The sequence below is a fragment of the Shouchella rhizosphaerae genome (assembly GCF_900142675.1).
Taxonomy (GTDB): Bacteria; Bacillota; Bacilli; order Bacillales; family Bacillaceae_D; genus Shouchella; species Shouchella rhizosphaerae.
The window spans coordinates 701,506-726,012 of the sequence record NZ_FRBS01000001.1 but is presented as its reverse complement, the minus strand read 5'-3'; the positions used below and the strand labels follow the sequence as shown (position 1 = coordinate 726,012).

Here is a 24,507-nt window from a genome sequence, read left to right as displayed (position 1 = left end):
GCAAGAACTCCTTAGCTAAGGGTTTCAGAATTGGTGGACGTATGTTAGAATAAATACCATTGTATCTATACACATACCCGAGGGAATGTGCACGACGAAAGGACGTTTGTAATGACCACGCATTTACAGGATATTATTCGAGCAAATCAACAAATTAAAGATGTCGTGACGCATACACCTTTGCAAAAAGATCAGGTTTTGTCTGAACGATATGATTGCACAGTTTATTTAAAACGAGAAGACTTGCAAGTTGTCAGATCTTTTAAAATTCGCGGCGCCTATTACCAAATTTCTTCTCTTTCAAAAGAAGAACTTGCCGCTGGCGTTGTATGCGCAAGCGCTGGAAACCATGCACAAGGGGTTGCCTACTCCTGCCGCGCTTTAAAAGTCAAAGGTGTTATTTTCATGCCGACTACCACGCCAAAGCAAAAAGTCGCACAAGTGAAATTTTTTGGCAGGGACTATGTGGACGTTAGATTAATTGGCGATACGTTTGATGATTCTTATGCGGACGCTATTCAATATTGCGAAGAGCAGGAAATGACGTTCATCCACCCATTTAACCAAGACAAAGTGATTGCCGGGCAAGGAACAGTCGGGCTTGAAATTATGAATGACATTGAGGAAACGCCAGACTTTGTGTTTTCATCAATCGGCGGTGGTGGGCTTATTAGTGGGATGGCTACGTATATAAAAAGCGTTAGCCCAACTACGAAAATGATTGGCTGTGAACCAGCCGGTGCTGCATCGATGACGGAATCAATTAAACAAGGCCACGTTGTTGAGTTAGACGAAATCGATAAATTTGTCGATGGGGCGGCTGTGAAAAAAGTCGGCGACAAAACACTGGAGATTTGCAAAGAGCTGCTAGATGACATTATTGTTGTTCCAGAAGGTAAAATTTGCACGACGATTTTAAACCTTTACAATGAGAATGCGCTAGTCGCTGAACCGGCAGGGGCTATGCCTATTGCTGCTCTTGATTTGTACACGGAACAAATTAAGGGAAAAGTCGTTGTCTGTATTGTTAGTGGCGGCAACAACGACATCGGGCGCATGGAGGAAATCCGGGAACGTTCGCTCATTTATGAAGGATTGCAGCATTACTTTATCGTTGAATTTCCACAGCGAGCTGGGGCGCTACGTGAGTTTATTACCGATGTGCTCGGCCCGGAAGACGACATTACTCGCTTTGAATATACAAAGAAAAACAATAAATCGAACGGTCCAGTATTAATTGGGATTGAACTGAAATGCAGCAAAGATTATGATGGGTTAATCGAAAGAATGGAAAAGATTGGATTTGCCTATAATGAAGTCAACAAGGATGAAAATTTGTTTTCTTTGCTGATTTGAGTTCGCCGGTTACACTCAGGAGCACGAATTAGAAATGAATTCAGAGGAGGAATGGCCCGTGCGTTTAAAAGGAAAGCGCGTTTTAGCTGCAGTTGATGCAGAATTTGAGGATTTGGAACTTTGGTATCCGGTCATTCGGTTGCAAGAAGAAGGGGCGGATGTTGTTTTTGCAGGGGCTGAAGCGAACAAAACGTATATAGGCAAATACGGTGTACCAGCAACGAGTACAATTGCCTTTAACGAAGCATCAACGGACGAATTTGATGGTGTTTTAGTTCCTGGCGGTTGGGCGCCAGACAAGCTCCGCCGTTATCCAGAGTTTCTTTCCTTCATTAAGGAAATGGACAAGCAGAAAAAGCCGATAGGGCAAATTTGCCACGCAGGTTGGGTGCTCATTTCAGCAGGTATTCTGAATGGCAAGCGAGTGACGAGCACGCCAGGCATTCGCGATGATATGGAAAACGCTGGCGCCATTTGGCATGATGAGCCAGTTGTTGTTGACGGGCATGTGATTTCAAGCCGCCGCCCTCCAGATTTGGCTCCATATGGCAAAGCATTTGCCGACGCACTTGCAGGCCGATAAAATGGAACTGCACTTTTTAGGAACAGGTGCCGGTGTGCCTGCAAAAAAACGCAATGTCAGTGCCTTGGCGATTCGGTTTTTAGAGGGCGACGGGACGGTGTGGTTGTTTGATTGTGGCGAAGCGACACAGCATCAGTTTCTTCATTCTCCGTTGTCTTTGGCGGCTGTTGAAGCGATCTTTATTACCCATTTGCATGGCGACCATATTTTAGGGTTGCCAGGATTGTTAAGTTCCCGCTCTTTTCAAGGGGCGGAAACACCGTTAGACATTTATGGACCAAAAGGGCTAGAGGCCTTTGTTATACAAGCATTGGAAACGACCAAAACAAAATTGCGTTTCCCGATTCGCTTCCACGTGCTTGCAGAAGGCCGTATCCGTGACGAAGAAAAATTGAGCGTTGATGCATTGGCGCTTGATCATCCTGTGGAAAGTTACGCCTTTAGAATAAAAGAACAAGATAAGCCTGGAACACTCGATGCAGAAGCGTTAAAAGCAATGGGCGTTCCCCCTGGCCCCCTTTATGCGCAACTAAAAAAAGGGGAAACAGTCAAACTCGCTGACGGCCGCATCGTTAATGGAAGCGCGTTTTTAGATGAATCGATTCGTGGACGGACAGTCGTCATTGCTGGAGACACGGCGCCTGTAAAGGCGATGGAGGCGTTTGCCTCTGGTGCCGATGTTCTTGTCCATGAAGCGACATTTGCATCGAACAAAAAAGACGATGCCCATCTATATGGGCACTCGACAATTGCCGATGCATGTGCGTTGGCTAAGCGCGCAGCCGTTGGCCAGCTCATTTTAACCCATGTTTCCTCTAGGTATGCCCGAAATGAAAACGAATACCGCGACGAAGCGGCAGCGCTCCTTCCTAATGTCATTATTGCGGAAGATCTGTTCGTGTTTGAACTCGAAAAGGCAGGCCGGAAAAAACGTGATTAATATTTCTTATTCCGAGCTCCGCGCAGCCCTTGACGCAGGCAAAGATGGATGGGTCTATGTCCATTCACCTTTTTGCGGTGCTTGTAAAAAGGCCGAGCAGATGCTGTCGATCATCGAGGAAAGCAAAGAAACGTTTTCGTTTTGGCAAGTCAACATCCAACTTGCGCCAGAGTGGGCGAGGAGCGCACAAATTGAAAGTGTGCCTGCGTTGCTTTATTATAAAAAGGGTCGCTTGCAAGCGAAAATGTACCGACTTTTCTCTGTCATGGAGATCCTATCGAACATGAAGGAGGTAGAAAACGATGTCAATGGCTTATGAAGAATATATGCGCCAAGTTGTTTTGCCGATGCGCCAAGAACTGACTGATGCAGGATTTAAGGAATTGACTACCGCCGAAGCAGTGGAAGACTATATCGCTGACGCTGAAGGAACGACGCTTGTTTTTATCAACTCCGTTTGCGGTTGCGCTGCTGGACTAGCACGACCTGCTGCGATTTACTCTTTGCAGCATGACCATACGCCTGACCATTTGGTAACAGTCTTTGCTGGCCAAGACAAAGAGGCAACAGCAGCTATGCGCAGTAAATTTCCTGACTATCCGCCATCTTCACCATCAATGGCGTTATTAAAGGGAACAGAAGTTGTCCATTTTATTCCCCGTGAAGACATTGAAGGAGCAGAACCAGAGGCGATTGTCCGCAATTTAGCACTCGCATACAACGAACATTGCCAAAAATAATGTTGTCGACAAACGGTAAGAGCGTTTTCCTAAGGGGGGAAGGCGATGGATTTTTCATTGCCGCAACTTTCAACTAACCAAACATGGCAATTAAGCAAAGAAGCGGCAGGGCGTGCGGTGATGCTGACATTTTGGACGAGTTGGTGCCCCGATTCTGAACGGGATTTAGCGGCGAAAATGCCACTAGCTGCCCATGCCGATCAAAACAAGCTGCAATTTGTCACAGTCAATGTAACGGGCCGCGAAGGCAATGTCGATTTACAAGCTTACTTACAAAAAAGAGGATGGGACTTTTTAGTTTTGCAAGACCGCGGCACCGCTTTGTACGACCATTTCAACTGTAAAGGCGTGCCGACGACGGTCCTGCTCAACAATCGCCATGAACAAACAGCCCAGTTTGGAGAACAGGCGAAGTTACCTGACATTCTCGCAGAGCTAGCCCTGCTAATCGATTAGCTCCTATTAAAAAAAGCAAGCCGAAATGGCTTGCTTTTTTTAATTAGGCCGCACCGCGTAATAAATAACTGCGCTCATTGCTTCAATATTCGGATAGCCGCTTTGCTTGTAAATTTCAACCACATGTTCACGGTTATAAGGGACGCGATTTAATTGGACGGAGTGGCTGCCGTCCTCTATGTCCAAAATAATATAAGAAGCAAGAGGATGACCATCGAATGGCATGCCAACACTACCAGTGTTAATGACATTTTTGCCATGGAGCGAGCGGACATAAGGATGGTGGGTATGGCCGTAAATATAAATGTCTGCTTCATCGCGCACCATGAGCTCATTTTCGATTTTTTCTGTTTCATCCCCATCAATGGCTGTAAATAAGCCAGAGGGGCTTGCATGGAAAGCGTGGATGACCAAATCTTGCCCATCGTCAATGACAAGTTCTGTCGGAAGGTTTTTTAAATAGTCCAAGTCTTCTTGGCTTAGGCGACCCAGTGTCCAATCTCTTTCTTTGTTAAACATTTCAAGGCGCTCAACGGGCACTTCGCCATCTTTAAAGCCCCGCACGAGCCACTCATCTGCATTTCCTTTGATGACACGTGCGCCAGAAGCTTGTACAAGTTCCAGCACCCGTTTTGGTTCTGGGCCACGAAAGCAAAGGTCTCCTAATATGTACGTCTGATCAATTTGCTTCGTTTGCAAGTCATTCAAGACAGCTTCAAGCGCTGTAGCATTTCCATGAATATCCGATAAAAAAGCAAATCGCATAATTTTAAGCCTCCTTTTATCATATTGTAACAGATGTGGTGCAAAAATGTGTACTAGAACATTTCAAGCATAATCGTCGCGCTAGCAATCGCTTTTTAGGCTGTGGTAGTATGGAAAAAGAGGAAATGGTGATAAAGGAGGAAACATGGATGTATATTCGCTCAATTGAACCGACACCAAGCCCGAACACAATGAAAATCAACTTAAGTGAAGCAGCTGCCGGTACAAGCACCACGTACCAAGAAAAAAACAAAGCAGAGGCGCCAACGTTTATTCAACAGCTTTTTGACATAGAAGGGATCAAGCAAGTTTACCATGTTGGTGACTTTTTAGCAGTGGATCGCTATCCAAAAGCGGATTGGAAAGCGATTTTGCCGCAAATTCGTAAACAATTTGGCGAAGAACCAGACGAGCAAGCTAAAGGCAACACCCTACATGATGGCTATGGCGAAGTTCACGTGCAGATCCAAATGTTTAAAGGCATTCCCATGCAAGTAAAGGTATCAGATGGTGAAGAAGAAGTGCGAGAAGGGCTTCCTGACCGCTTTGCCCAAGCTGTAGCGCAAGCACAGCTACCAAACGACAATGTGGTGCTAGAGCGGAAATGGGAAGAACAAGCGCCTCGTTATGGCGAGCTAGCAACGATTGCAAAAGAAGTAGCAGCTGAAATAAGCGCTGCTTACCCAGAAGCAAGGCTCGACAGCTTAATCAAGCTTGCTAAAGGAGAAAAAGCGGCAGCCGAAAGCTTTGCCGCCCGCTTCAAAGAAGTAACATTGGAAATGCTGCAAGCAGAAGATTGGCGTGACCGTTACGCTGCGCTTGAACAAATGGATCCAAAAGAGAAAGACTTGCCGGTGTTGGAAAAAGCGCTCACTGATGAAAAAGCGTCGATTCGTCGTTTGGCTACGATGTATTTAGGGATGATCGAGACAGAATCGGTTTTGCCATTGCTTGAAAAAGCGTTGAAAGACCCTTCTGTCACTGTACGCCGTACAGCCGGCGATTGCATGTCAGACATCGGCTCAGAAAAAGCGATTCCAGCCATGATCGAGTCTTTAAAAGATGAAAGCAAAATCGTCCGTTGGCGGGCAGCAATGTTTTTGTATGAAGTAGGCACGGAAGAAGCGATCCCTGCTTTGAAAGAAGCAGAAGACGACCCTGAATTTGAAGTGGCGCTGCAAGTGAAAATGGCGTTAGCGCGAATTCAAGGCGGCGAAGAAGCAAAAGGTTCTGTTTGGAAACAAATGACAGAGGCGCGTAAAGGGTAAGAAAGGAGGATGGAAGTGGGAACGACCATTGATGATTTAGTGGAGAAACTTGAATCAGAAGGAAAAGAAGATATCCTTGAGCTCATTGAAGATGCAAAAAACGGCGAGCTTGAAGAAATCGAGTTGGTTGAATCGATCGGACTGCTTGTCGATTTAGAGGAGAACAAGCGGCTGTTAAACTGGTTTGAACAACAAGGTGTCAACCTCATTTATGTAACAGATGATGAAGAGTGACCAACTTGCCAGCCGGCCAGTTGGTCAAAAAGGAGGTATCACAAGCATGAGAGGGCAACCGCAATTGCGACTGCCGAGAAAGGCGATCAACGTGTGGCGCCTGCAACATGCAATCGATACACTGCTGCTAGCTTTGGTTCCGATCGGCTACTATTTTGCACAAAGATACATATTTTTGTCCTTTTACGACTGGCTAACATGGTGGTTAGCAGGAGCTGTTGTAATCTATGGCATCGTGCGCATCGGAATTTGGCCGCTCGTGCAGTGGCGTCGTTTCCGCTACGAGATTTTTGACGATGAAATTGACATCCAACAAGGCGTATTAGTAGTGAGACGGACGCTCGTGCCAATGGTGCGTGTCCAACATGTCGACACGGAGCAAGGACCGATTCTCAGGCGTTACAAAATGGCTACAGTTTCGATAACGACTGCGGCGACCACACATCGGATTCCAACTTTATTTTTAATCGATGCGGACTCGTTGCGCGATCAAATTTCTAAACTGGCTGCGGTGCATGAAGATGAATGAGTTAAAGCGCCAACATATTGCTGCAATTTTGATCCAGTCCACAAAAGGGGTTTGGCAAATCGCGGTTCCTTTTGCCATTGTTGCGTTGTTGCAGCAAATGCTGTTTTATTTTTTCATCGCCTTGTGTGCGCTTATCGTCATTTCTGCCGTTTTCAGTTGGCTAAGTTGGTTCAAATTCCGCTACCGCCTTGAAGCAGGGGAGCTATACGTTGAACGGGGCGTTTTCATCAAGAAAAAACGCTATATCCAAAAAAAACGCGTGCAAGCAATTCATATTTCCGCAGGTTTGTGGCAACGCGTATTTGGACTTGTGAAAGTAAGCATCGATACCGCCGGCGGAGGCATGGAGGCAGAAGCTGAGTTTGTGGCGGTAACGAGGGCAGAGGCAGTCCGCATTCGGGCTGAACTGTTAAAGGAAGTAAAAGAAACCGATAGCAGTCAAAACGACGGAGAACTTAACGAAGCACAAAATGACATCGAAACGGAAGCCGAAACAGAAACCAAGCCGTTAGCAGTTTGGCATTTGGGCACAAGGCGGCTCATTTATGCAGCCTTAACGTCAAGTGGAATCGGCCTCGTCCTTTCTGCAGTAGCAGCGCTATTGTCGCAAGTTGGCCAGTTTCTATCATTTATCCCAGATGATATATACGAAAATACATTTGATTATATCTTTAGTTTAGGCCTTTTTCTGCTTCTCATTCTTGTTGTCGCTGTGCTGCTCCTATCATGGATCATTTCAAGCGTGCTAACGATTTTAACATATGGAAATTTCAAAGTGAGCACATATGAAAAGGAAATGGTGATTGAGCGAGGGCTCATTGAAAAGCGGCAACTTACGTTAGCTTACCGTCGTATTACGGCCGTTCGGATTATTAAAAGCATCATTCGCCAACCGTTTGGCTTTGTTTCTGTGTATGTCGAGTCAGCAGGCGGAGGCACGAACAAAGAGCAAGGCTCGACTATGCTTGTGCCGTTAATTCACGAACGTGACTTGCCTGCTTTTTTGGAGCAGACACTGCCTGAATATGTGTTTGAACGCCCAATCAAAACAGCTCCTAAACGAGCAGCGATCCGCTTCTTTTTGCGAATGCTCATCGTTCCGGTTGTAGCCACTTGTGTAGCAAGTTATTTTTTCGGTGCGATTGGACTGATCGGAGGAACGGTAGTAGTAGCGATTGCGGCGTTGTTTGCTTGGCTCCAATACCGAGATGCTGGAGCGGGCAGCAATGACACGTTTATTTGGCTGCGCTCTCGGACAATTGGACAAACGCTCGTCATCTCGCCGAAACAAAAAGTCCAGTCAGTAACGAAACGAGTCTCCTTCTTGCAGAGGCGGAGCAAGCTGGCCCATTTTGAAATATTTGTCCAGTCGAGTTTGGCTGGCAAGTCCTTTTACGTGCCGAACGTAAGCGATGAAAACGCTGATGCGTTGTTTCAGTGGTATTCTCATCAATCAGACTAATAGAGGCATACGTAAGAGGGGAACAACGTAACGAGCCACAGTTTAAAGCCAAGAACCTGACAAAGGTTCTTGGCTTTTTTAAAACCGAAATGCGTTTGTGTATAGGGAGATGGTTCGTTTGCCTTTATCGGTTGTGAACTCAAAGCGGTCGTACACAGGCTGTCCGCTTTCAAATGTCAAATTTCGTTTGAAATGATGCTGCACAAGGACAAAATGTTCATCTGTTTGGAATGTAAGGAAGTTGACCCCTTGGAATGAGGTTTCATTTTCTCGATTCAACAGTTGTTCCAATAAGGAATTATAGCAATGAATCAAATCGCGGTGTGAAACATCGTGAAGCTGTAAATTGTATTCGAACCCTTGCAAGGCGACAGGGTCAAGTTCCTTGCGCAAAATGTAATAAGGGTCAAATTGCTTTTGGTCGATTAACATAACGGAATTTTCTTCAGGGATATAGCGGACGCCATTGTCACGAACAAACACGCCATCGCCTTCATAGCGGCCTGAAACGAGTTTGCCTTGTTGGTGCCAGACATATTCAAAATGGGAAGGAGTCAAATAAAGGCTTTCCCCTTTGCTGTCAACAAGCACATAGTGGTTATCGCGAAAATGGAATGTGTATTCATTATAAAAGGGTGCTTCGTCATTTCCAGCGTTATGGCCTTTCGTCCGTTCTGTCCGCCGTTTCTGGCTGGTCAACGTTTTGATGTATACTTCTAACGCCTCTAGTTCAGCTGAAGGGGCGGAAACATCGTTTTTCAAGCGGATGTAGCGGCGCTTCAAATCAGTTAAAACGGAATCCAAGTAAGGCTCAATTTGAATTTGCTGTGGCCTTCTTTTAAGCTGTTGGCTTCTGAAAAGGTCAATATCGCCTTCGTCGTATGGAACTTCGTGCAAGGCAATCGTATCATCCCGAAAGATGGAATCAGGCAACGACAAAACAGAGAATATCCGGACTTCCCCACGCCAAGGCTTTTTCGGTTCTGTAACAACGTTGACGAGTTCGCCTAAATAAACGCCGTCGACCCCGAGATCGACGATAAGCAACTGGCCAACCAACTGTTGGGCTTCCTTCCGGTCCATACAATCCTCACCTTTTAGCTTGTTTTAAATACTGTGCTGGATTTCATTATAGCGAAAAAAACCACGCTTCTGCAAGCGCGGCCTTTATTCGCTTCGTTGGTCGCTTTGTCCTCCATAGCGGAGTTCCTGCAATCGCATCACATGTTCCATGCGCTCTATTTTTGTTCGCTCAAGTTCATCTTGCAAGTGGATTAAAGTAAGTTCCATTTGCGATAACGAAACAAACACATTATCACGCTGTTCAAGTTGGTTCTTTTTCGATAAAGCGAAATAAGCGCCCATTAAGTTAGGAAGGTCGTCACGGAGCAATCTCCTAACGGTGTGTTTTTGTTCAAAACCAAACAGTTGAAAGTCGTCTTCTAGTTTTTCGACATGGGCAAGGATTCGTTTTAAGCGGTTGTCGAGCAGTGGATCGATTGATAATGTGTCCATTGCCTGAACGTAACGTCTCGCTTCTTGGGCAAGCACTTTAATATCATTGGCTTGTTCCCGTTTCAACTGTTTTTCCTGGCCATTTAAGCGATCAAGCGAGACGTCATCTGTCAATTTCGTTCCCACGTACGCTAAATCAAGACGGTGAATGCCGTGGAAAATTCCTTGAAAAGCAGGGACATTGAGGAGAGAACGAACGTGCATGCGCCCGTCTTTCAAATAATGGATTGTTGCTTCTTTTATTTTCCCAACCCCATCAGAAGCCTTGACGTATTTACGGAAACAGACGATGCGGAGCCGTTTGTGGACAGGCGAACTCGATTGTTTTGTGTCTGCAATTACTAGCCGAATCTGATTATAGGTAATTTTAATGCGAATATCCCAATCTTTTTGCCGCCTGCGGACGTTTTTGCGTTCATTTTTACCTGTGGCATTGTCTGCCATGCGTTTTAGTAAGCGTTCCGTATCGTTGATGAAATTAATAGTAGTGTCATCTTGGATAATATGGTCATCAACAGGACGCTTATGCGCTGGCGTAAAAAACTCAACCAAGCGAGATGTTGAAAAAAACTTCAACGGAGTCAACCTCCTGCTGCTATCGATTTAACAATTTCGTTTGCATTTCGGAATTGAGCTGATCCATTTCTTTAATGAATTGTTTTCCGCTCGTGACAATCCGTTCATTGGATTGCTCCGTCAACTCAATTGCTTTAAATACATTATCGTATGCTTTGCGGAACGCATCAAGTGCAATTGCTGGTTCTTCAAGAGTTTTTAATGTTTCCTCTGTATTTTGTTTCAACAATTCTGCGTTCGAAAGAAGCATCGATTCAGTCGCTTGGTTAACGTTTTGCACCGCAGTAATCACTTTTTTCTGGTTTGTGAGCGCTAGCTGGATCGAAGCTGTTACCGTAATAATGTTTTTCGTCATCGTGATCGCGTTGAAAATCGCTTCTTCCAACTTCTCATTGTTTTCCATGATCAAGTCGACAGAGGCGAGGGATTGCTGAAGGACCATGACAGCTTGCTGCATATTTTTAATGCGCGTCGTCACTTTTACTTGTCCTTTTTTCAGTTCGTTCGCATTATCGGCCCAACGTTCTGAAGTCATTTCTTGTTCCAGCATCTCGTGGAGTTCTGTCCCAATCGCAATTTGATTGTTCAAATTTTCAATCCGTTCTCTGGCGACAACTTTTAACTCTTGAAGCATGACATTGTCTTCTTGCAGTTTATCTTTTCCAGTTAGAAGCCCCTCAATAATATGGTCAACTTGTGCTTCGACTGTTTGGTACTTTTTGGCGTATTGCTCGATTGGGTCTTTCTTTAAAAGTTTGTTTAAAAATTTTTTGAACGAAGAATCATGCAAGTAGTCCGGTTCAAGCTGGCCAACGACTTCACGCAATTCATGCAATTGCTTTGGAAGGGTATTGGCTTCGTCATTCATCATTTGTTTGACAGGGCGCTTGAGCGCCTCGAGTGATTCGCCTGCTTGTTTTTGCTCTGTTTCTCCTAAGGAGTCTAGCTTTTGCAAAAGAGTGTGGATATCAGTTTCGTTTTTATACACGTCTATTTCATTGTCTTGTGCATTGTTCTGTTCGGTCATTCGCCTAACCTCCAACAAGTGATCGGATTTATCGGTTCTAGTTTATATACGTTGGATAAATGAAATATGTTTCAGTTTTCTCCTTTCTATTATGAACGAAATTTCCTTGAGTGGCAATTTATTTGCAGGCTAAACGACAAAATTATAAGCAAAAATGAGGTTCAATCTTGACGGATGCCAAAATTATCGCTAAACTTCTAACACGGAATATTTTTTTAGGCCGTATCGGAATGTTCGTCTATAAACGAATGTATGACGAGGCGGGCATTGGTTTTCGCACATATTGTTGGATTTTTATTCATAGTATTGTTTTTATATTCGTTTTTGCCTTTTGGAGATAAGAAGATTCGCTGTTGATATTGCTGTATCCTTTCGTTTTTGTCAAAAATGAACATAAAAACAAGACGTCAATGCCTGTTTTTAACAGGATGGTTGCATAACTATGAATTTAGAAGCAAGGCGATTGTTTCCGCCGAAAATGCAGTCCGGCCTTTAGAGAGAGAAGAACAATTGAAATGGAGGAAAGGGTGGTGTCTATGCGTAATGTAGGTTTTCCACAAAAGCAAGGGCTATACGATCCGGAGTTTGAGCATGATAACTGCGGAATAGGTTTTCTTGCGCAAATGAAAGGAAGGAAATCTCACAAACTTGTAGAGGACGCTTTGTTGATGCTTGAAAACCTTGAGCATCGGGGCGGACAAGGAGATGAAATCAACACCGGCGACGGTGCTGGCATATTAGTCCAGCTGCCAGACCGCTTTTTTAGAAAAGTGCTCCCTTTTGAAATTCCGACAGCAGGAACGTATGCAGTTGGGATGCTGTTTTTGCCACGAGCAGAGGCAGCACGAAAAGCGTGCAAACAAAAAGTGGAAGCTGTGTTTGCAAAAGAATCGTTGGTGCTTTTAGGCTGGCGGAATGTACCGACAGATCCGTCTATGCTTGGAAAGGCAGCGCATGACTCCATGCCTGTCATTGAGCAAGTATTCGTAAAGAGCGCGAAGCCTCTTGATCAATTGGCGTTTGAGCGTAAGCTTTATGTAGCGCGGAAAGTGGCGGAACACGAAATTGAACCAACGCTTTTGCCAGAAGAGTCATTTTATTTCGCCAGCTTTTCTAGCCGCACGATTGTGTATAAAGGAATGCTGACGACAGCTCAAGTAAGTATGTTTTATTTGGATTTGCTTGATGAAGCCTTTGAGTCGGCGCTGGCGCTTGTCCATTCCCGTTTTAGCACGAACACATTTCCGAGCTGGGAACGTGCCCATCCCAATCGGTATATGATCCATAATGGCGAAATTAATACGATTAAAGGAAACGTCAATTGGATGCACGCAAGGGAAGCAAAATTTGCCGGTGCCGCATTTGGAAGCGACCTTAAAAAAATTCATCCCGTTATCGACAAAAATGGCAGTGATTCCTCTATGTTTGACAACACGCTGGAGTTTTTGTCGCTATCTGGGCGTTCTCTCGCCCATTGCGCGATGATGATGGTCCCTGAACCTTGGCAAAATAATAAACAGATGGACGAAAAGAAACGGGCGTTTTACGAATACCATAGCACGCTCATGGAGCCATGGGACGGACCAACAGCAATCGTGTTTACGGACGGAGAAAAAATCGGTGCCACCCTTGACCGCAATGGTTTGCGCCCATCGCGCTATTATGTGACAGAAGATGATTATATTGTCATGAGCTCTGAAGTCGGTGTCCTTGATTTTCCACCAGAATCGATTGTAAAAAAAGACCGGCTCCATCCTGGACAGCTGTTGCTTGTTGATCTAAAAGAAGGGCGCATCATTCCAGATGCGGAAGCCAAACAAGCGATTGTCGAAGAAAAACCATATGGAAAGTGGGTCAAAGACCATTTAATTCATCTAGATGACGTCCTGGAAACAGCGGATGTGGTTGATACGGAATTTGAGCGCATCCATGAACGCCAACTTGTCTATGGTTACACGTACGAAGAATTAACAAAAATGCTGATGCCGCTTATTAAAGATGAAAATGACCCAGTCGGCTCGATGGGCTATGATTCGCCACTTGCAGTCCTATCGAAAAAGCCACAGCTTCTCTATAACTATTTTAAGCAGCAATTTGCCCAAGTGACGAATCCGCCTATTGATGCGATTCGTGAAAAAGCGGTAACAGCTGTAGGGACGACAATTGGCGCAGAGCGGAACCTCCTTGAGCCGGAGCCGTTGAGCTGTAGGCATATTTATTTGCCTTCGCCGATTCTTAATAATGAAGAATTAGCAAAACTCCGCTCAAACAAAATGGACGGCTTTAAAGCCGAAACGCTTGACATGGTTTTTGAAGCGCAAAAAGGCGGCCAAGGCCTTGAAGCGGCCCTTGACACATTGTTTGCCAACGCCGATCAAGCCATTTCAAATGGCGCGACATTGCTCATTTTAAGTGACCGTAATATTTCAGCAGAAAAAGCACCAATTCCAGCACTTCTGGCTGTGTCCAGCTTGCATCATCATTTGATCCGCAGCGGCACCCGCACAGAAGTGAGCTTGCTAGTAGAGTCAGCGGAGCCACGTGAAGTCCACCATCATGCATTGTTGATCGGATACGGCGCGGAAGCAATCAACCCGTACTTCGTGTTCGACACAATTGACGACTGGATTCAAAAGCAGCTCTTAACAGACTTCCATTATGTGGAAGCTTGTAGGCGTTACGTGAATGGTACAACGAATGGAATCATGAAAGTTCTGTCTAAAATGGGGATTTCAACGATTCAAAGTTATAGAGGCGCACAAATTTTTGAAGCGATTGGCATTGATCCAGAGTTAATTGACCGCCACTTCACGTGGACAGCATCTCGGATAGGGGGCATCGGCTTCTCGACAATTGCGAACGAAGTTCTTGCCCGCCATGAACGTGCTTATTCACCTCGTGAAGGCGATGATGGTGAGCTTGAACCAGGAGATGATTTGCAATGGCGCCGTAATGGGGAAGAGCATCAATACAACCCCCATACGATTCATATGCTCCAGCATGCGTGCCGCACGAACAATTACGAGCTTTACAAACAATATACGCAGGCGATCAATGAGCAAACAGAAAAGCAGACAACGTTGCGTGGTCTCTTCCGGTTCAAAAAAGGCAACGCCATTCCGTTAGACGAAGTCGAACCAGCAGAATCAATTGTAAAACGGTTCCGCACAGGTGCGATGTCATACGGCTCGATTTCGAAAGAAGCACACGAAACGCTTGCAATTGCTATGAACCGCTTAGGTGGAAAAAGCAACACGGGCGAAGGTGGGGAAGATCCACGCCGCTTTACGCCTGATGAAAATGGCGATTTGCGCCGCAGCGCTATTAAACAAGTAGCGTCCGGTCGATTTGGGGTCACGAGCCATTATCTTGTAAATGCAGATGAAATCCAAATTAAAGTCGCACAAGGAGCAAAACCTGGGGAAGGCGGGCAACTTCCAGGCGAAAAAGTCTATCCGTGGGTGGCAGAAGTGCGTGGCTCGACGGCAGGGGTTGGCTTGATTTCACCGCCACCTCATCATGACATTTATTCAATCGAAGATTTAGCTGAGCTTATCCACGATTTGAAAAACGCCAACCCGTCTGCGAAAGTGAGCGTTAAACTGGTAGCTGGAACAGGGGTCGGTACGATTGCGGCAGGGGTCGCCAAAGGAAGCGCTGATGGCATTATTATTAGCGGCTATGATGGTGGTACAGGAGCAGCGGCGCGGACAAGTATTAAACATACTGGTTTACCGTGGGAAATTGGGTTGGCGGAAACGCACCAGACACTGTTGCTGAACAATTTGCGTGACCGGGTGACGCTGGAAACAGACGGAAAGCTCATGACGGGCAAAGACGTAGTCGTTGCTGCGCTATTAGGTGCCGAAGAATATGCGTTTTCGACTGCTCCTTTAGTTGTGCTCGGTTGTGTGATAATGCGTGTATGCCATTTAGACACGTGCCCAGTCGGAATTGCGACTCAAAATCCAGAATTACGGCGAAAGTATACAGGAGAAGCAGACTATATCGTCCGCTTTATGACATTCATTGCCGAAGATATGCGTGAACTGATGGCAGAGCTAGGTGTCCGCACGGTAGATGAGTTGGTAGGCAGAACCGACTTGCTAGAAGTAAACGAACATATTAACAATGACAAGGCGAAACAACTTGATTTATCGAACCTTCTCTTCAAACCAGAATCAAGTGGAACAAAAGCTTGCATCAAAACAAAAGCGCAAGATCATAAATTGGAACAGTCACTCGATGCAAGAGAGCTGCTAGAAGCAGCTAAACCGGCACTTGACAATCGCACAAAAATAACGTACGCGACGACTATTCGCAACACGGATCGGGTAGTCGGCACGATTGTCGGTAGTGAAGTAAGCAAAAAATATGGCGCAACAGGCTTGCCGGAAAATACGATTTCTTTCTCCTTTAAAGGGTCGGCCGGACAAAGCTTTGGCGCATTTATCCCACAAGGCATTACCCTTCGGCTAGAAGGTGATGCAAATGACTATATTGGCAAAGGCTTATCAGGTGGAAAGATTGCCGTCTCTCCTGCCGAAAATGCGGCATTTGCTGCTAAAGACAACGTGATTGTCGGCAATACGTCTTTTTATGGCGCTACGTCTGGCAAGGCATTTATCGCCGGTCAAGCCGGCGAGCGGTTTTGCGTCCGTAATTCTGGAGCGCAAGTCGTTGTCGAAGGAATGGGTGACCACGGGCTTGAGTATATGACAGGCGGCATTGTTGTCACTCTTGGTGAAGTCGGCAAAAACTTTGCAGCCGGCATGTCTGGCGGTCTCGCGTTTGTCTATGATGCAAATGGGACGTTTACAGACAAATGCAACCAAGGAATGGTGTTGATCGAAAACGTGCTAGCTGAGGACGAGAGGCTATTGCAGGCTCTTTTAACAGAGCACGTTGCCGAAACAAGAAGTGAACAAGCGCAAGAGATTTTGAATAACTGGGAGCAAGTCAAAACAAACTTCGTAAAAGTTATTCCAAAAGACTATAAAAACATGATAACCGCGATTGAGAGATTGAAACAGCAAGGCATGACTGAGGAAGAGGCTGCAATGGCTGCATTTGACGAATCAAAGCGAGATCGATCAAAAGTTTGACGGGGTGGGCAACCTAGCCCAGCCCGTCAGGTTTAACAGCAGGGAGTGAAGAACAGTGGGGAAGCCGACAGGTTTTTTAGAATATAAGCGGGAAGCACCACAAAAGAAGGATCCGTTTGAACGAACGAAAAATTGGCAGGAATTCCAGCTATTTATGCCAGAAGACAAACTGCGGCAACAAGGGGCACGATGTATGGATTGTGCAATTCCGTTTTGCCAAGCGGGAACGACGATGGCAGGTTCAGGAGAAATTGGATGTCCTGTTTACAATCTTATTCCAGAATGGAATGACCTCGTTTATCGGGGGAAATGGCGCGAAGCATTGGACCGGCTCCATAAAACGAACAATTTTCCCGAATTTACAGGGCGTGTCTGCCCAGCACCGTGCGAAGGTTCTTGCACGGTTGCCCTAAACGGCGATCCTGTAACGATTAAATCAATTGAATACCATATCGTTGAGCGTGGCTTTCAAGAAGGCTGGATTCAACCGGAGCCGCCAAAAACGCGGACTGGGAAACATGTGGCTGTTGTCGGTTCTGGCCCCGCCGGTTTAGCTGCAGCAGCCCAGCTTAACAAAGCTGGTCACACGGTAACGGTATTCGAGCGCGATGACCGCATTGGCGGCTTGCTGACTTATGGAATTCCGGATGTGAAGTTGGCGAATGAGGTGGTCGAGCGGCGTGTTCAGCTTCTTGAGGCAGAAGGCATTACCTTTAAAACGGAAGTTGAAATCGGTGTAGACATCACCGCTGAAGAACTTGAAACGTCATTCGATGCAGTGATTCTAGCGACAGGGGCCACAAAGCCACGAGAAGTCCAGGCGCCTGGTAAAGAGTTAAATGGCATTCATTACGCGATGGACTTTTTGACGGCTAACACAAAAAGCCTATTAAACTCGCAATTTGCGGACGGAGAGTTTATTTCTGCAAAAGGCAAACATGTCATTGTCATTGGTGGCGGTGACACTGGCGCAGACTGCATTACCACCTCTATTCGCCATGGGGCCGCCTCCGTTACCCAATTTGATATTAACAAGCAAAAAGGCGCCATGAGAAGTGGAGACAATGTATGGCCATTGTACCCGATCATCCATACAGTTGAAGATGCTCATAAAGAGGCGATGGCTGTTTACGGAAAAGACCCTCGTTCTTACATGTTGCAAACAAAAGCGTTTTTCGGAAATCAAGACGGCCAAGTGACTGGCTTACAGACAGTCGAAGTAACAACTGAACTAAAAAACGGTCAGAAAATCAGGACGGAAATTCCTGGAACCGAGCGTACGTGGAAAGCAGATCTCATTCTCCTTGCCATCGGCTTTACTGGCCCAGAACAAGAACTATTGCAACAGCTCGGTATTGAAACGACAAGCCGGACGACTGTAAAAGCGCCATACGGTAAATATACGACTTCGAAGCCCGGCATTTTTGCTGCAGGCGACAATCGCCGCGGCCAAAGTCTCGTCGTTTGGGCTATCCATGAAGGGCGTGAAGCAGCACGGGAATGTGATCGCTATTTAATGGGAAGCACACGGTTGCCGTAATTTTTTTAGCTTTTTTCCTATTTTCCTATAGGCAAAGCAGGTGGATGCGTGCGATAATGAGGAAAAAAGGGACATGTGAAAGGCTGGTGTAGGCATGATTCGTCGTCTAAAAAGCATGATGATGGTCATGCTAACCTTTCTATCTTTTCATCTACCAATATTTGATCCTTTGTTTGACCGTGAGACAAAACAGAGAGCTGATGCAAAAGCGCTAGTTCAGAAAGCTGACGCCAAAGAATATCATTTGCTTGATGTAGTAGTCGGCTATTCGGATCAATACGAAGACATTGAGCTAACTCATTATTGGCTTACGGAACGTTTTATTATGGACGAAGCGTACAAACAAGGCTTGCAAAAGTTTGGACAGGCAATTTCACCTAAAATTGAGCCTGCTTATAAGGAACTCATTATGCCTAGCTTGAAACAAGCAGTCTCACAATTGCTAAGCAGTGTACAAATCGATGATTTAGCTGAAATCACCGTTTCCCACGCACCAGCTCCAGGGCGCGGAGAGAAAATCATGCATGTTTACAATAAAAAAACAGGCGATGATTTGCTCCGTTTCCATGTGCGGCTGAACCGACCGCCCAAAAAAGGGCACGTGTTTCAATTTCATTATCATGTGCTACAGGACAATTTCCACGGCCACTATGAACTTGGAACCATTTATTGGGGAAAAAATGAGCCCCCGCTTTATTCAGCCTAAAGTTTAAAGGGAACCTCCGCTTCCAGTTAGCGTGAGGTTTTTTTGTTACTAGAATTGTCGCCAATTAGTAGATTTTCAATTCCCTTATCCGCTCATTCTTTGGTACAGTAGAGGAAGAGACTAGTGATGGAGGAATTGTTAGATGGAAGCTGATAAAAAATTCAGAAAGCCCCGTCCATTTTGGCTAAAATGGCTAGTCCGCCTTGTGTGCGCCTATATTGGGTTGCTCGTTGTCGTGCTAGCTGCCGCGATTTTGTCTATGAGTGGCACATTTTTGCTTGTTGTTCTAGAACTATTTGTTGAAAATGACCGCCTTCAGGAATTTAATTACCAATATTTTGTGCCTATGTCTGAGTTTCTTTGGAACTTATTCACGGCACTTGTGCCAGGCCTATAATGGGTGCGTCAGATCTGGCTTACATGGTTGCCTTGCTGGGCTGTTTTTTCGCGGCAGGCCTTTTTGGCGGACTAGCGCTCCTTGGAGTTATGCGAAATAAAAGGCTGTTGCTGTATTGGACTGCCCCTTGCGCCCTTTGTAGCGCCGTTGCTTTTTTAGTGCTGATTTTTCAACTCGTTTGATAGGAGGGAGATACAATGGAACTGTCACAGGCAAAGTATAAATCGGGTATTTATATCGGCAACGTGCTAGAGGTGAGGAAGGAAGAAAATAGGGCGCTGTTTCAAGTGCTTGCTGTTCTTACCCATCCGAACCAAGGTGATTTGCATCATCCTAAACAAATAGACGTTCCCTTTTTTCATGAGCGGAAAGCGCTTGCTTATTTGGAAAAGGCATGGGTGCCGTTTTCGACTGTGAAACCGTATGAAGGGGAGCTGCCAGACTATGGATCATCATTAAAAGCTGCCTGGGAAGCTGCTTGCGAACGTTTGCGGAGCGACGACAGTGACTGGGCTGTTAAAAGTTTGCAGCTGCTTCAAGAAGTTAGGAAGGAATACCGTTTTTAAAAAAGGTTAACGATATAAAAAAGTTCCCTCATACGTACATGAGGGAACTTTTTTTATGAAGAGGCAACCGAACGACTCGCTATTGGCAAAAACGGTTCAAGAACCGCTGTGAGCTCCATGTTTTCCGCTTCATTAAGGCCAATTAGCGGCAAACGCACCCCGCCGCCTGGTAACCGATAACGAGCAAGCGCTTCTTTGACAGGAGCAGGGCTCGGTGCCATAAACATCGCTTTCATGACAGGGAAAAGCTTATGGTGGATCGAGGCAGCAAGCTGCAGCTCGCCACTTGCAAAAGCATCGATCATTTGCTTCATTTCACGGCCAACAATATGGGAGGCAACGGAGACAACGCCTTTAGCGCCAACTGCCATCATTGGCAGCGTCAACGAATCATCGCCGCTGTATACCGAAAAGCCTTCCGGGGCGAGACGCAGAATCTCCGTGACTTTATCGATATTTCCGCTCGCTTCTTTAATCGCAAATACTTGGTCGATCTCAGCCAGCCTCAATGCTGTTTCCGCACTCATGTCAGCACCTGTACGGCCTGGTACGTTATAAAGCAGGACAGGTAAAGGAGTGGATTGAGCCACTTGGGCAATATGTTGGTAAATCCCTTCTTGGGATGGCTTGTTGTAATAAGGCACAACGACCATCAGCCCATCCGCTCCTGTTTGCTCAGCTAACTGTGCCATTTGTACCGCCTGTTGTGTACTGTTTGCGCCGATGCCGGCAATCACCTTTATGTTTGCATTGGCTGCTTCTTCCACCGCGACTGAAAGGAGCGTTTGTTTTTCTTCAAGTGTTAGTGTTGGGGCTTCGCCTGTAGTGCCATGGATAACGACCGTATCCGTCCCATTATTTGCTAAATGGTGTATGAGCGTACGTATGCCATTCACATCTAAAGCATTTTCGTTTGTAAAAGGTGTGACCATTGCCGTCATCAGGTAGCCAAAATCCATGGGAATCCTCCTAAATAGGTGGCGAGTAGAGGCACAAAAAAACAACAATGACAGAGGCTCATTGTTGCACTAGGCAAACGGGTCGTTTTCCAAGTTTGAGATAGCCCCCCATACGTTCGTATGACAGTGCTGCCCTTATTCAGAAACAGCCCCAATGGTACGGCCTTTGGGAAAAACCGCCCATTTCGGCATAAACCCCTTTCCGGCTGGTTCAAACAGATCCCAATTCCTCAGCAGCCGTACTGATCGTTTACGCGCCTCTACTCTCACATCTGTTCAATTTTATGGCTTAACCTTATCAGATTTTATTCCGGTTTGCAAACTATTTATCAGTCTTTCTATAACGGTGGGATTCCAAGCAATTTAAAAGAACATCTAGTTCCTGTGAACATTGAACGGTTTTTTTAGACGTCATGCCGTATTTGCCGGCCATTAAATGCATTTCGTTGCGTTTCACTTCAATATCAATATAAATCATTTTTGCCACTCCGCCTTTACATTTTCATCTTCCATTTCGTATTATAGCGAAAATCAAGCAAGAAGAAAAATGCATTAACAAAACTAGTCAAATAAAAGGAAAAAGAGTCAAGCTTCGACAAATTGCTACGAGGGGTTAGCCTTAATGCCATATTCCGTAATAATTGACTCAAATTCACGCCTCATTAATCGAAACGATAAAGAAGCATTGCTGTAATGTTGTTGCTCGGCCTCATAGGAATGGTTGTTTAGCGCCTGTTCAAGCTCGCCTAAGCTTACCGTATAGGAATGGTGGATATCCTCAAACCCTCCGGCAAATGGCGGCGGAAACGTGTTTGTTTGCTCGTGTGCTTTTGCTTTATCGGCGAGAAGTTCTGTAAGTGCGGCTGCTTCACTGTTATTTCCTGTCATGACCGCCTCTTGTAATTGTACCAAGACAGGGGCAGCTTCATCAACATACTGTTCAAAGGCACGGGCATAGTCTTCTGCTGCTTTTGACTGTTCTTTTTGCTCATGATTGACATCCAATTGGCTCGAGAGCCCTTTGATTTCATCAGATGCTTTGCTAGGAGAAGTGCCATCGACGCAAGCGGATAAAGCAAGTAATGCAAATAAGAGAGCGACAAACGGTTTCTTTCCCATTTCGTCCATCCTTTCTTTCATTCTGTGTTGCCTGTAGTATGTCGCGTAAACACAAAACTATTCCATTAAGCAAAAGCACGTATTTGCAAATAGCATTTGGTTTCCCTTAAAATAAATGGGAAAGGAGTGAGCGCGTGAAGTTAATTGTCACTGATATGGATGGGACGCTGCTTGATGAAAAACGCTCTGTATCAAAAGAGAACGAAGAAGCGATCAAGGCAGCACAAAAGCAAGGCGCGGTTGTCGCGATTGCAACAGGGAGAGATCTTTACGAGGCAACAGTCCCTTTGAAAAAAACAGGGTTATCATTGCCGATCATTAGTGCGAATGGCGCGCAAATCCATGATGAACACGGACGACTTCTCCATGAAGCCGTTCTCAGTCCAGACCAAGCCCGGCATGCGATGGCTGTCTTAAAAAATGAAAATGTGTATTTTGAAGTGTATACGAATGAAGGCGTGTATTCGGACGATTTTGAAGCAGGCCTTGCCGTAGTAGTCGATGTCTTAAAATCAACAGGCGCGAAATTGTCTGAACAAGAAATTATGACATTCGCCAAAGACCGTTTTGACAACGGCTCAATCAAATTGATCGATTGTTACGAAAAACTGCTTGAAGACGGAGCGGTTGTGCTTAAACTCCTTGCTTTTTCACTAGACGCTGAACGGCTCATGAGTGCGAGAGACAGGCTAGAGTTAGACAAAAACTTTGCCGTCAGCGCCTCTGCAGCAGACAATCTTGAAATTACCGATGTAAATGCCCAAAAAGGCATTGCGGTCGAACGATTAGCTCAATCACTAGGCATTTCTCCAAAAGATGTGATGGCCGTTGGCGATAATTTTAATGATGTGTCGATGTTTCAAAAAGCAGGCTTGGCCGTTGCAATGGGAAATGCGCCAGGGGAGATTCAAAAACAAGCTGATCTTGTTACCAAAACAAATGATGAGCATGGCGTTGCTTACGCCATTCGAAACTATGCGCTAAAAAAACAATCCCTTCTCTAAGGGGTTGTTTTTTTATTTTGTCATTTGTTATAAAACAAACAGAAAAATATATTGACTGTTATGATACAAGTACATATACTATTGTTATAGAGAGAAACAGCTTTAAAACCATTCAAGGAGTGTGAATCATGAGAGAGCAAACCAAACAAGTGGAACAAGAACGGGAAGAAGAGATGACCATTCTAGAAATGATTAACGATTACCATGCATAGGGCACACGCCCTGTTTTTTTTTGCTCTGGAATGTGTACCTGTTGTAATACAAGTGGGCGTTTTATTTTTTTTGCAACGGGAATGGGAGCGTAAGAAGGAGAATTGGTTGGGAGGGAATAGAATGGAGCAGCGCCATCCTTCGAAAGAAGAACTAAAGCATAAAATCGAGGAGATGAAGGCAGAAGAACGACAATACCGCCGCGAAGCGTTTATTGACATATATGAACAATATGTGGCGCTATTGGAAGACGAGATTGCTCATTTAAAATCAGCAAAGCGACCTTAGACAGTCAATCTTGTATGAGCCATGTTGTTCTATGAACAGCGTGGCTCGTTTTAGTTGCAACACGCCCGTATAATGGTAAACTGAAAAGGAGAAAAAGGGGAATAACAAGGTCAATGATTCGGGTAATTGAATGTGTTCATCTTTCTGTACCAAAAAATGTTAGGGCGAAAGCGCTGAAAAAGGAGACGAGCAATGGACATGCTCCCATTAATAGGTCATCATCATGTGTCAGCGATCACGGCTGATGCTAAAAATAATGTAGATTTTTACACAAACGTGCTAGGGATGCGGCTTGTGAAAAAAACGGTTAACCAAGACGATCCCTCAATGTACCATTTGTTTTACGCAGATGAAAGGGGCAATCCTGGCACGGAGTTGACGTTTTTTGAAATTCCGATGGCAGGCAGAACGTATCGTGGCACAAATAGTATCTCACGAACAGGGTTAAGGGTACCTTCCTATGAAGCGCTGTCCTATTGGAGTGAGCGGTTTAGTAGACTAGGTGTCACCCATGAAGGGATTCAAACGGAAGGGGAGAGAAGCAGCCTTTTGTTTGAAGACTTTGAAGGGCAGCGTTTGTTGCTTGTGGCCGACGAACGGACAGACAACGATGGAAAACCATGGCTGCACAGCCCTGTGCCGGAACAATATGGCATTTATGGACTGGGCCCTATGGAAATAACCGTTTCTGATCGAACCGTCACGGCGAACGTGCTTACGGATATCTTTGGCTTCCGACTAGAACGTGAAGTAAGCAAAAGCACTTCACTCTACGTGACAGGCCAAGGTGGAGCAGGGGCAGAAATCTATTTAAAAGAAGACACAGAATCACATAAAGAACGCCCTGGGCGGGGGAGTGTCCACCATGTAGCTTTCCGTGTACAATCAAAAGAGGAACTTGAAAAATGGCAAAACTGGCTTTCGGGGAACCGAGTAGCTCATTCAGGCATTGTCGAACGCTACTACTTCCAATCCATCTATACACGTGACCGGAATGGCATTTTGTTTGAGCTAGCGACAGACGGTCCAGGATTTGAAGCAGACGAACCATATGAGTCCCTTGGCCAACGCCTTGCACTTCCACCTTATTTAGAGGCGAAGCGTGGAGAAATAGAGGCGAATTTACGGCCGTTGTTTGTAAAACGAGAGGAGTAGGAGACAA

The 24,507-nt window shown here is 45.5% G+C and carries 25 protein-coding genes and 1 riboswitch; of the genes, 18 read left to right on the top strand and 7 right to left on the bottom strand.

The genetic code is table 11. The features are described 5' to 3' along the window. Positions 1 to 111: 111 nt before the first annotated feature. The 6 genes from ilvA to BUC05_RS03760 are packed head-to-tail and all read left to right on the top strand — an operon-like array spanning position 112 to position 4,075. Positions 112 to 1,356, top strand: coding sequence for a threonine ammonia-lyase IlvA (gene ilvA / locus BUC05_RS03785; protein ID WP_073304101.1), 1,245 nt, complete (start codon positions 112 to 114; stop codon positions 1,354 to 1,356). A gap of 58 nt (positions 1,357 to 1,414) precedes the next feature. Then, positions 1,415 to 1,939, top strand: coding sequence for a type 1 glutamine amidotransferase domain-containing protein (locus tag BUC05_RS03780; protein WP_011246891.1), 525 nt, complete (start codon positions 1,415 to 1,417; stop codon positions 1,937 to 1,939). Between the two features lies 1 nt (position 1,940). Continuing rightward, positions 1,941 to 2,879, top strand: coding sequence for a ribonuclease Z (gene rnz, locus BUC05_RS03775; protein ID WP_073304098.1), 939 nt, complete (start codon positions 1,941 to 1,943; stop codon positions 2,877 to 2,879). Beyond that, the gene (locus tag BUC05_RS03770) at positions 2,872 to 3,198 is read left to right on the top strand and encodes a thioredoxin family protein (protein ID WP_011246889.1); all 327 of its coding nucleotides are present in this window, start codon (positions 2,872 to 2,874) and stop codon (positions 3,196 to 3,198) included. Before rnz ends, BUC05_RS03770 begins: the two co-directional genes overlap by 8 nt. After that, positions 3,182 to 3,619 (top strand): BrxA/BrxB family bacilliredoxin, encoded by a 438-nt coding sequence (locus BUC05_RS03765; protein WP_011246888.1) that lies wholly within the window; start codon positions 3,182 to 3,184, stop codon positions 3,617 to 3,619. The genes BUC05_RS03770 and BUC05_RS03765 overlap by 17 nt, the downstream gene beginning before the upstream one ends. A gap of 45 nt (positions 3,620 to 3,664) precedes the next feature. Continuing rightward, positions 3,665 to 4,075 carry a TlpA disulfide reductase family protein gene (locus BUC05_RS03760; protein WP_011246887.1) on the top strand — a complete coding sequence of 137 codons (411 nt, stop codon included), beginning with the start codon at positions 3,665 to 3,667 and terminating at the stop codon, positions 4,073 to 4,075. Positions 4,076 to 4,114: 39 nt separating this feature from the next. Here BUC05_RS03760 and BUC05_RS03755 read toward each other — a convergent pair whose 3' ends face one another. After that, positions 4,115 to 4,840, bottom strand: coding sequence for a metallophosphoesterase family protein (locus BUC05_RS03755; RefSeq protein ID WP_011246886.1), 726 nt, complete (start codon positions 4,838 to 4,840; stop codon positions 4,115 to 4,117). Between the two features lie 149 nt (positions 4,841 to 4,989). Here BUC05_RS03755 and BUC05_RS03750 point away from each other — a divergent pair, with 149 nt between their 5' ends. From BUC05_RS03750 to BUC05_RS03735, 4 genes are read left to right on the top strand one after another with little or no spacing between them, the layout of a single operon-like run. Beyond that, on the top strand, positions 4,990 to 6,108 hold the full coding sequence (locus BUC05_RS03750) for a conserved virulence factor C family protein (protein ID WP_011246885.1): 1,119 nt from the start codon (positions 4,990 to 4,992) through the stop codon (positions 6,106 to 6,108). A 15-nt stretch (positions 6,109 to 6,123) separates the two neighbouring features. After that, positions 6,124 to 6,342, top strand: a complete 219-nt coding sequence (locus BUC05_RS03745) for a hypothetical protein (RefSeq protein WP_011246884.1) — start codon at positions 6,124 to 6,126, stop codon at positions 6,340 to 6,342. 46 nt (positions 6,343 to 6,388) lie between these two features. Further along, positions 6,389 to 6,871, top strand: a complete 483-nt coding sequence (locus BUC05_RS03740; protein WP_011246883.1) for a PH domain-containing protein — start codon at positions 6,389 to 6,391, stop codon at positions 6,869 to 6,871. Then, positions 6,864 to 8,333 carry a PH domain-containing protein gene (locus BUC05_RS03735; protein ID WP_011246882.1) on the top strand — a complete coding sequence of 490 codons (1,470 nt, stop codon included), beginning with the start codon at positions 6,864 to 6,866 and terminating at the stop codon, positions 8,331 to 8,333. The genes BUC05_RS03740 and BUC05_RS03735 overlap by 8 nt, the downstream gene beginning before the upstream one ends. Before the next feature lie 78 nt (positions 8,334 to 8,411). Here BUC05_RS03735 and BUC05_RS03730 read toward each other — a convergent pair whose 3' ends face one another. The 3 genes from BUC05_RS03730 to BUC05_RS03720 form a co-directional block, all read right to left on the bottom strand. Then, positions 8,412 to 9,416, bottom strand: coding sequence for a DUF2777 family protein (locus tag BUC05_RS03730; protein WP_011246881.1), 1,005 nt, complete (start codon positions 9,414 to 9,416; stop codon positions 8,412 to 8,414). A gap of 84 nt (positions 9,417 to 9,500) precedes the next feature. Continuing rightward, positions 9,501 to 10,424, bottom strand: a complete 924-nt coding sequence (locus BUC05_RS03725; protein WP_142237509.1) for a hypothetical protein — start codon at positions 10,422 to 10,424, stop codon at positions 9,501 to 9,503. 19 nt (positions 10,425 to 10,443) lie between these two features. Then, the gene (locus BUC05_RS03720; RefSeq protein ID WP_073304096.1) at positions 10,444 to 11,451 is read right to left on the bottom strand and encodes a toxic anion resistance protein; all 1,008 of its coding nucleotides are present in this window, start codon (positions 11,449 to 11,451) and stop codon (positions 10,444 to 10,446) included. A gap of 536 nt (positions 11,452 to 11,987) precedes the next feature. Here BUC05_RS03720 and gltB point away from each other — a divergent pair. The 5 genes from gltB (at position 11,988) to BUC05_RS03690 (ending at position 19,765) form a co-directional block, all read left to right on the top strand. After that, positions 11,988 to 16,556, top strand: a complete 4,569-nt coding sequence (gene gltB, locus BUC05_RS03715) for a glutamate synthase large subunit (protein ID WP_084140028.1) — start codon at positions 11,988 to 11,990, stop codon at positions 16,554 to 16,556. Positions 16,557 to 16,611: 55 nt separating this feature from the next. Beyond that, entirely contained in the window at positions 16,612 to 18,096 is a 1,485-nt protein-coding gene (locus BUC05_RS03710) for a glutamate synthase subunit beta (RefSeq protein ID WP_035202557.1), read from the top strand. A 94-nt stretch (positions 18,097 to 18,190) separates the two neighbouring features. Further along, positions 18,191 to 18,802 (top strand): YpjP family protein, encoded by a 612-nt coding sequence (locus tag BUC05_RS03705; protein WP_011246876.1) that lies wholly within the window; start codon positions 18,191 to 18,193, stop codon positions 18,800 to 18,802. A 142-nt stretch (positions 18,803 to 18,944) separates the two neighbouring features. Then, a complete protein-coding gene (locus tag BUC05_RS03700; RefSeq protein WP_011246875.1) occupies positions 18,945 to 19,199 on the top strand; it encodes a hypothetical protein in 255 nt (84 codons plus the stop codon). Between the two features lie 197 nt (positions 19,200 to 19,396). Further along, positions 19,397 to 19,765: a kinase-associated lipoprotein KapB gene (locus BUC05_RS03690; RefSeq protein ID WP_011246874.1), complete on the top strand. Its 369-nt coding sequence runs from the start codon at positions 19,397 to 19,399 to the stop codon at positions 19,763 to 19,765. A 53-nt stretch (positions 19,766 to 19,818) separates the two neighbouring features. On the opposite strand, the gene dapA is transcribed toward BUC05_RS03690, so the two are convergent. The 3 genes from dapA to BUC05_RS03675 all read right to left on the bottom strand — a co-directional run bounded on the left by dapA (position 19,819) and on the right by BUC05_RS03675 (position 21,843). Next, on the bottom strand, positions 19,819 to 20,724 hold the full coding sequence (gene dapA, locus BUC05_RS03685) for a 4-hydroxy-tetrahydrodipicolinate synthase (RefSeq protein WP_073304092.1): 906 nt from the start codon (positions 20,722 to 20,724) through the stop codon (positions 19,819 to 19,821). A 93-nt stretch (positions 20,725 to 20,817) separates the two neighbouring features. After that, positions 20,818 to 20,995: riboswitch (Lysine riboswitch) on the bottom strand. Between the two features lie 51 nt (positions 20,996 to 21,046). Next, positions 21,047 to 21,202: an aspartyl-phosphate phosphatase Spo0E family protein gene (locus tag BUC05_RS03680; protein ID WP_073304090.1), complete on the bottom strand. Its 156-nt coding sequence runs from the start codon at positions 21,200 to 21,202 to the stop codon at positions 21,047 to 21,049. A gap of 125 nt (positions 21,203 to 21,327) precedes the next feature. After that, the gene (locus BUC05_RS03675; RefSeq protein WP_073304086.1) at positions 21,328 to 21,843 is read right to left on the bottom strand and encodes a hypothetical protein; all 516 of its coding nucleotides are present in this window, start codon (positions 21,841 to 21,843) and stop codon (positions 21,328 to 21,330) included. 134 nt (positions 21,844 to 21,977) lie between these two features. Between BUC05_RS03675 and BUC05_RS03670 the strand changes: the two genes are divergently transcribed. The 3 genes from BUC05_RS03670 to BUC05_RS03665 all read left to right on the top strand — a co-directional run bounded on the left by BUC05_RS03670 (position 21,978) and on the right by BUC05_RS03665 (position 24,500). Beyond that, on the top strand, positions 21,978 to 22,847 hold the full coding sequence (locus tag BUC05_RS03670; RefSeq protein WP_051881139.1) for a Cof-type HAD-IIB family hydrolase: 870 nt from the start codon (positions 21,978 to 21,980) through the stop codon (positions 22,845 to 22,847). Positions 22,848 to 23,180: 333 nt separating this feature from the next. Further along, positions 23,181 to 23,345, top strand: coding sequence for a hypothetical protein (locus tag BUC05_RS21420; RefSeq protein ID WP_156323135.1), 165 nt, complete (start codon positions 23,181 to 23,183; stop codon positions 23,343 to 23,345). A gap of 192 nt (positions 23,346 to 23,537) precedes the next feature. After that, positions 23,538 to 24,500, top strand: coding sequence for a ring-cleaving dioxygenase (locus BUC05_RS03665; RefSeq protein ID WP_011246869.1), 963 nt, complete (start codon positions 23,538 to 23,540; stop codon positions 24,498 to 24,500). Positions 24,501 to 24,507: the final 7 nt, after the last annotated feature.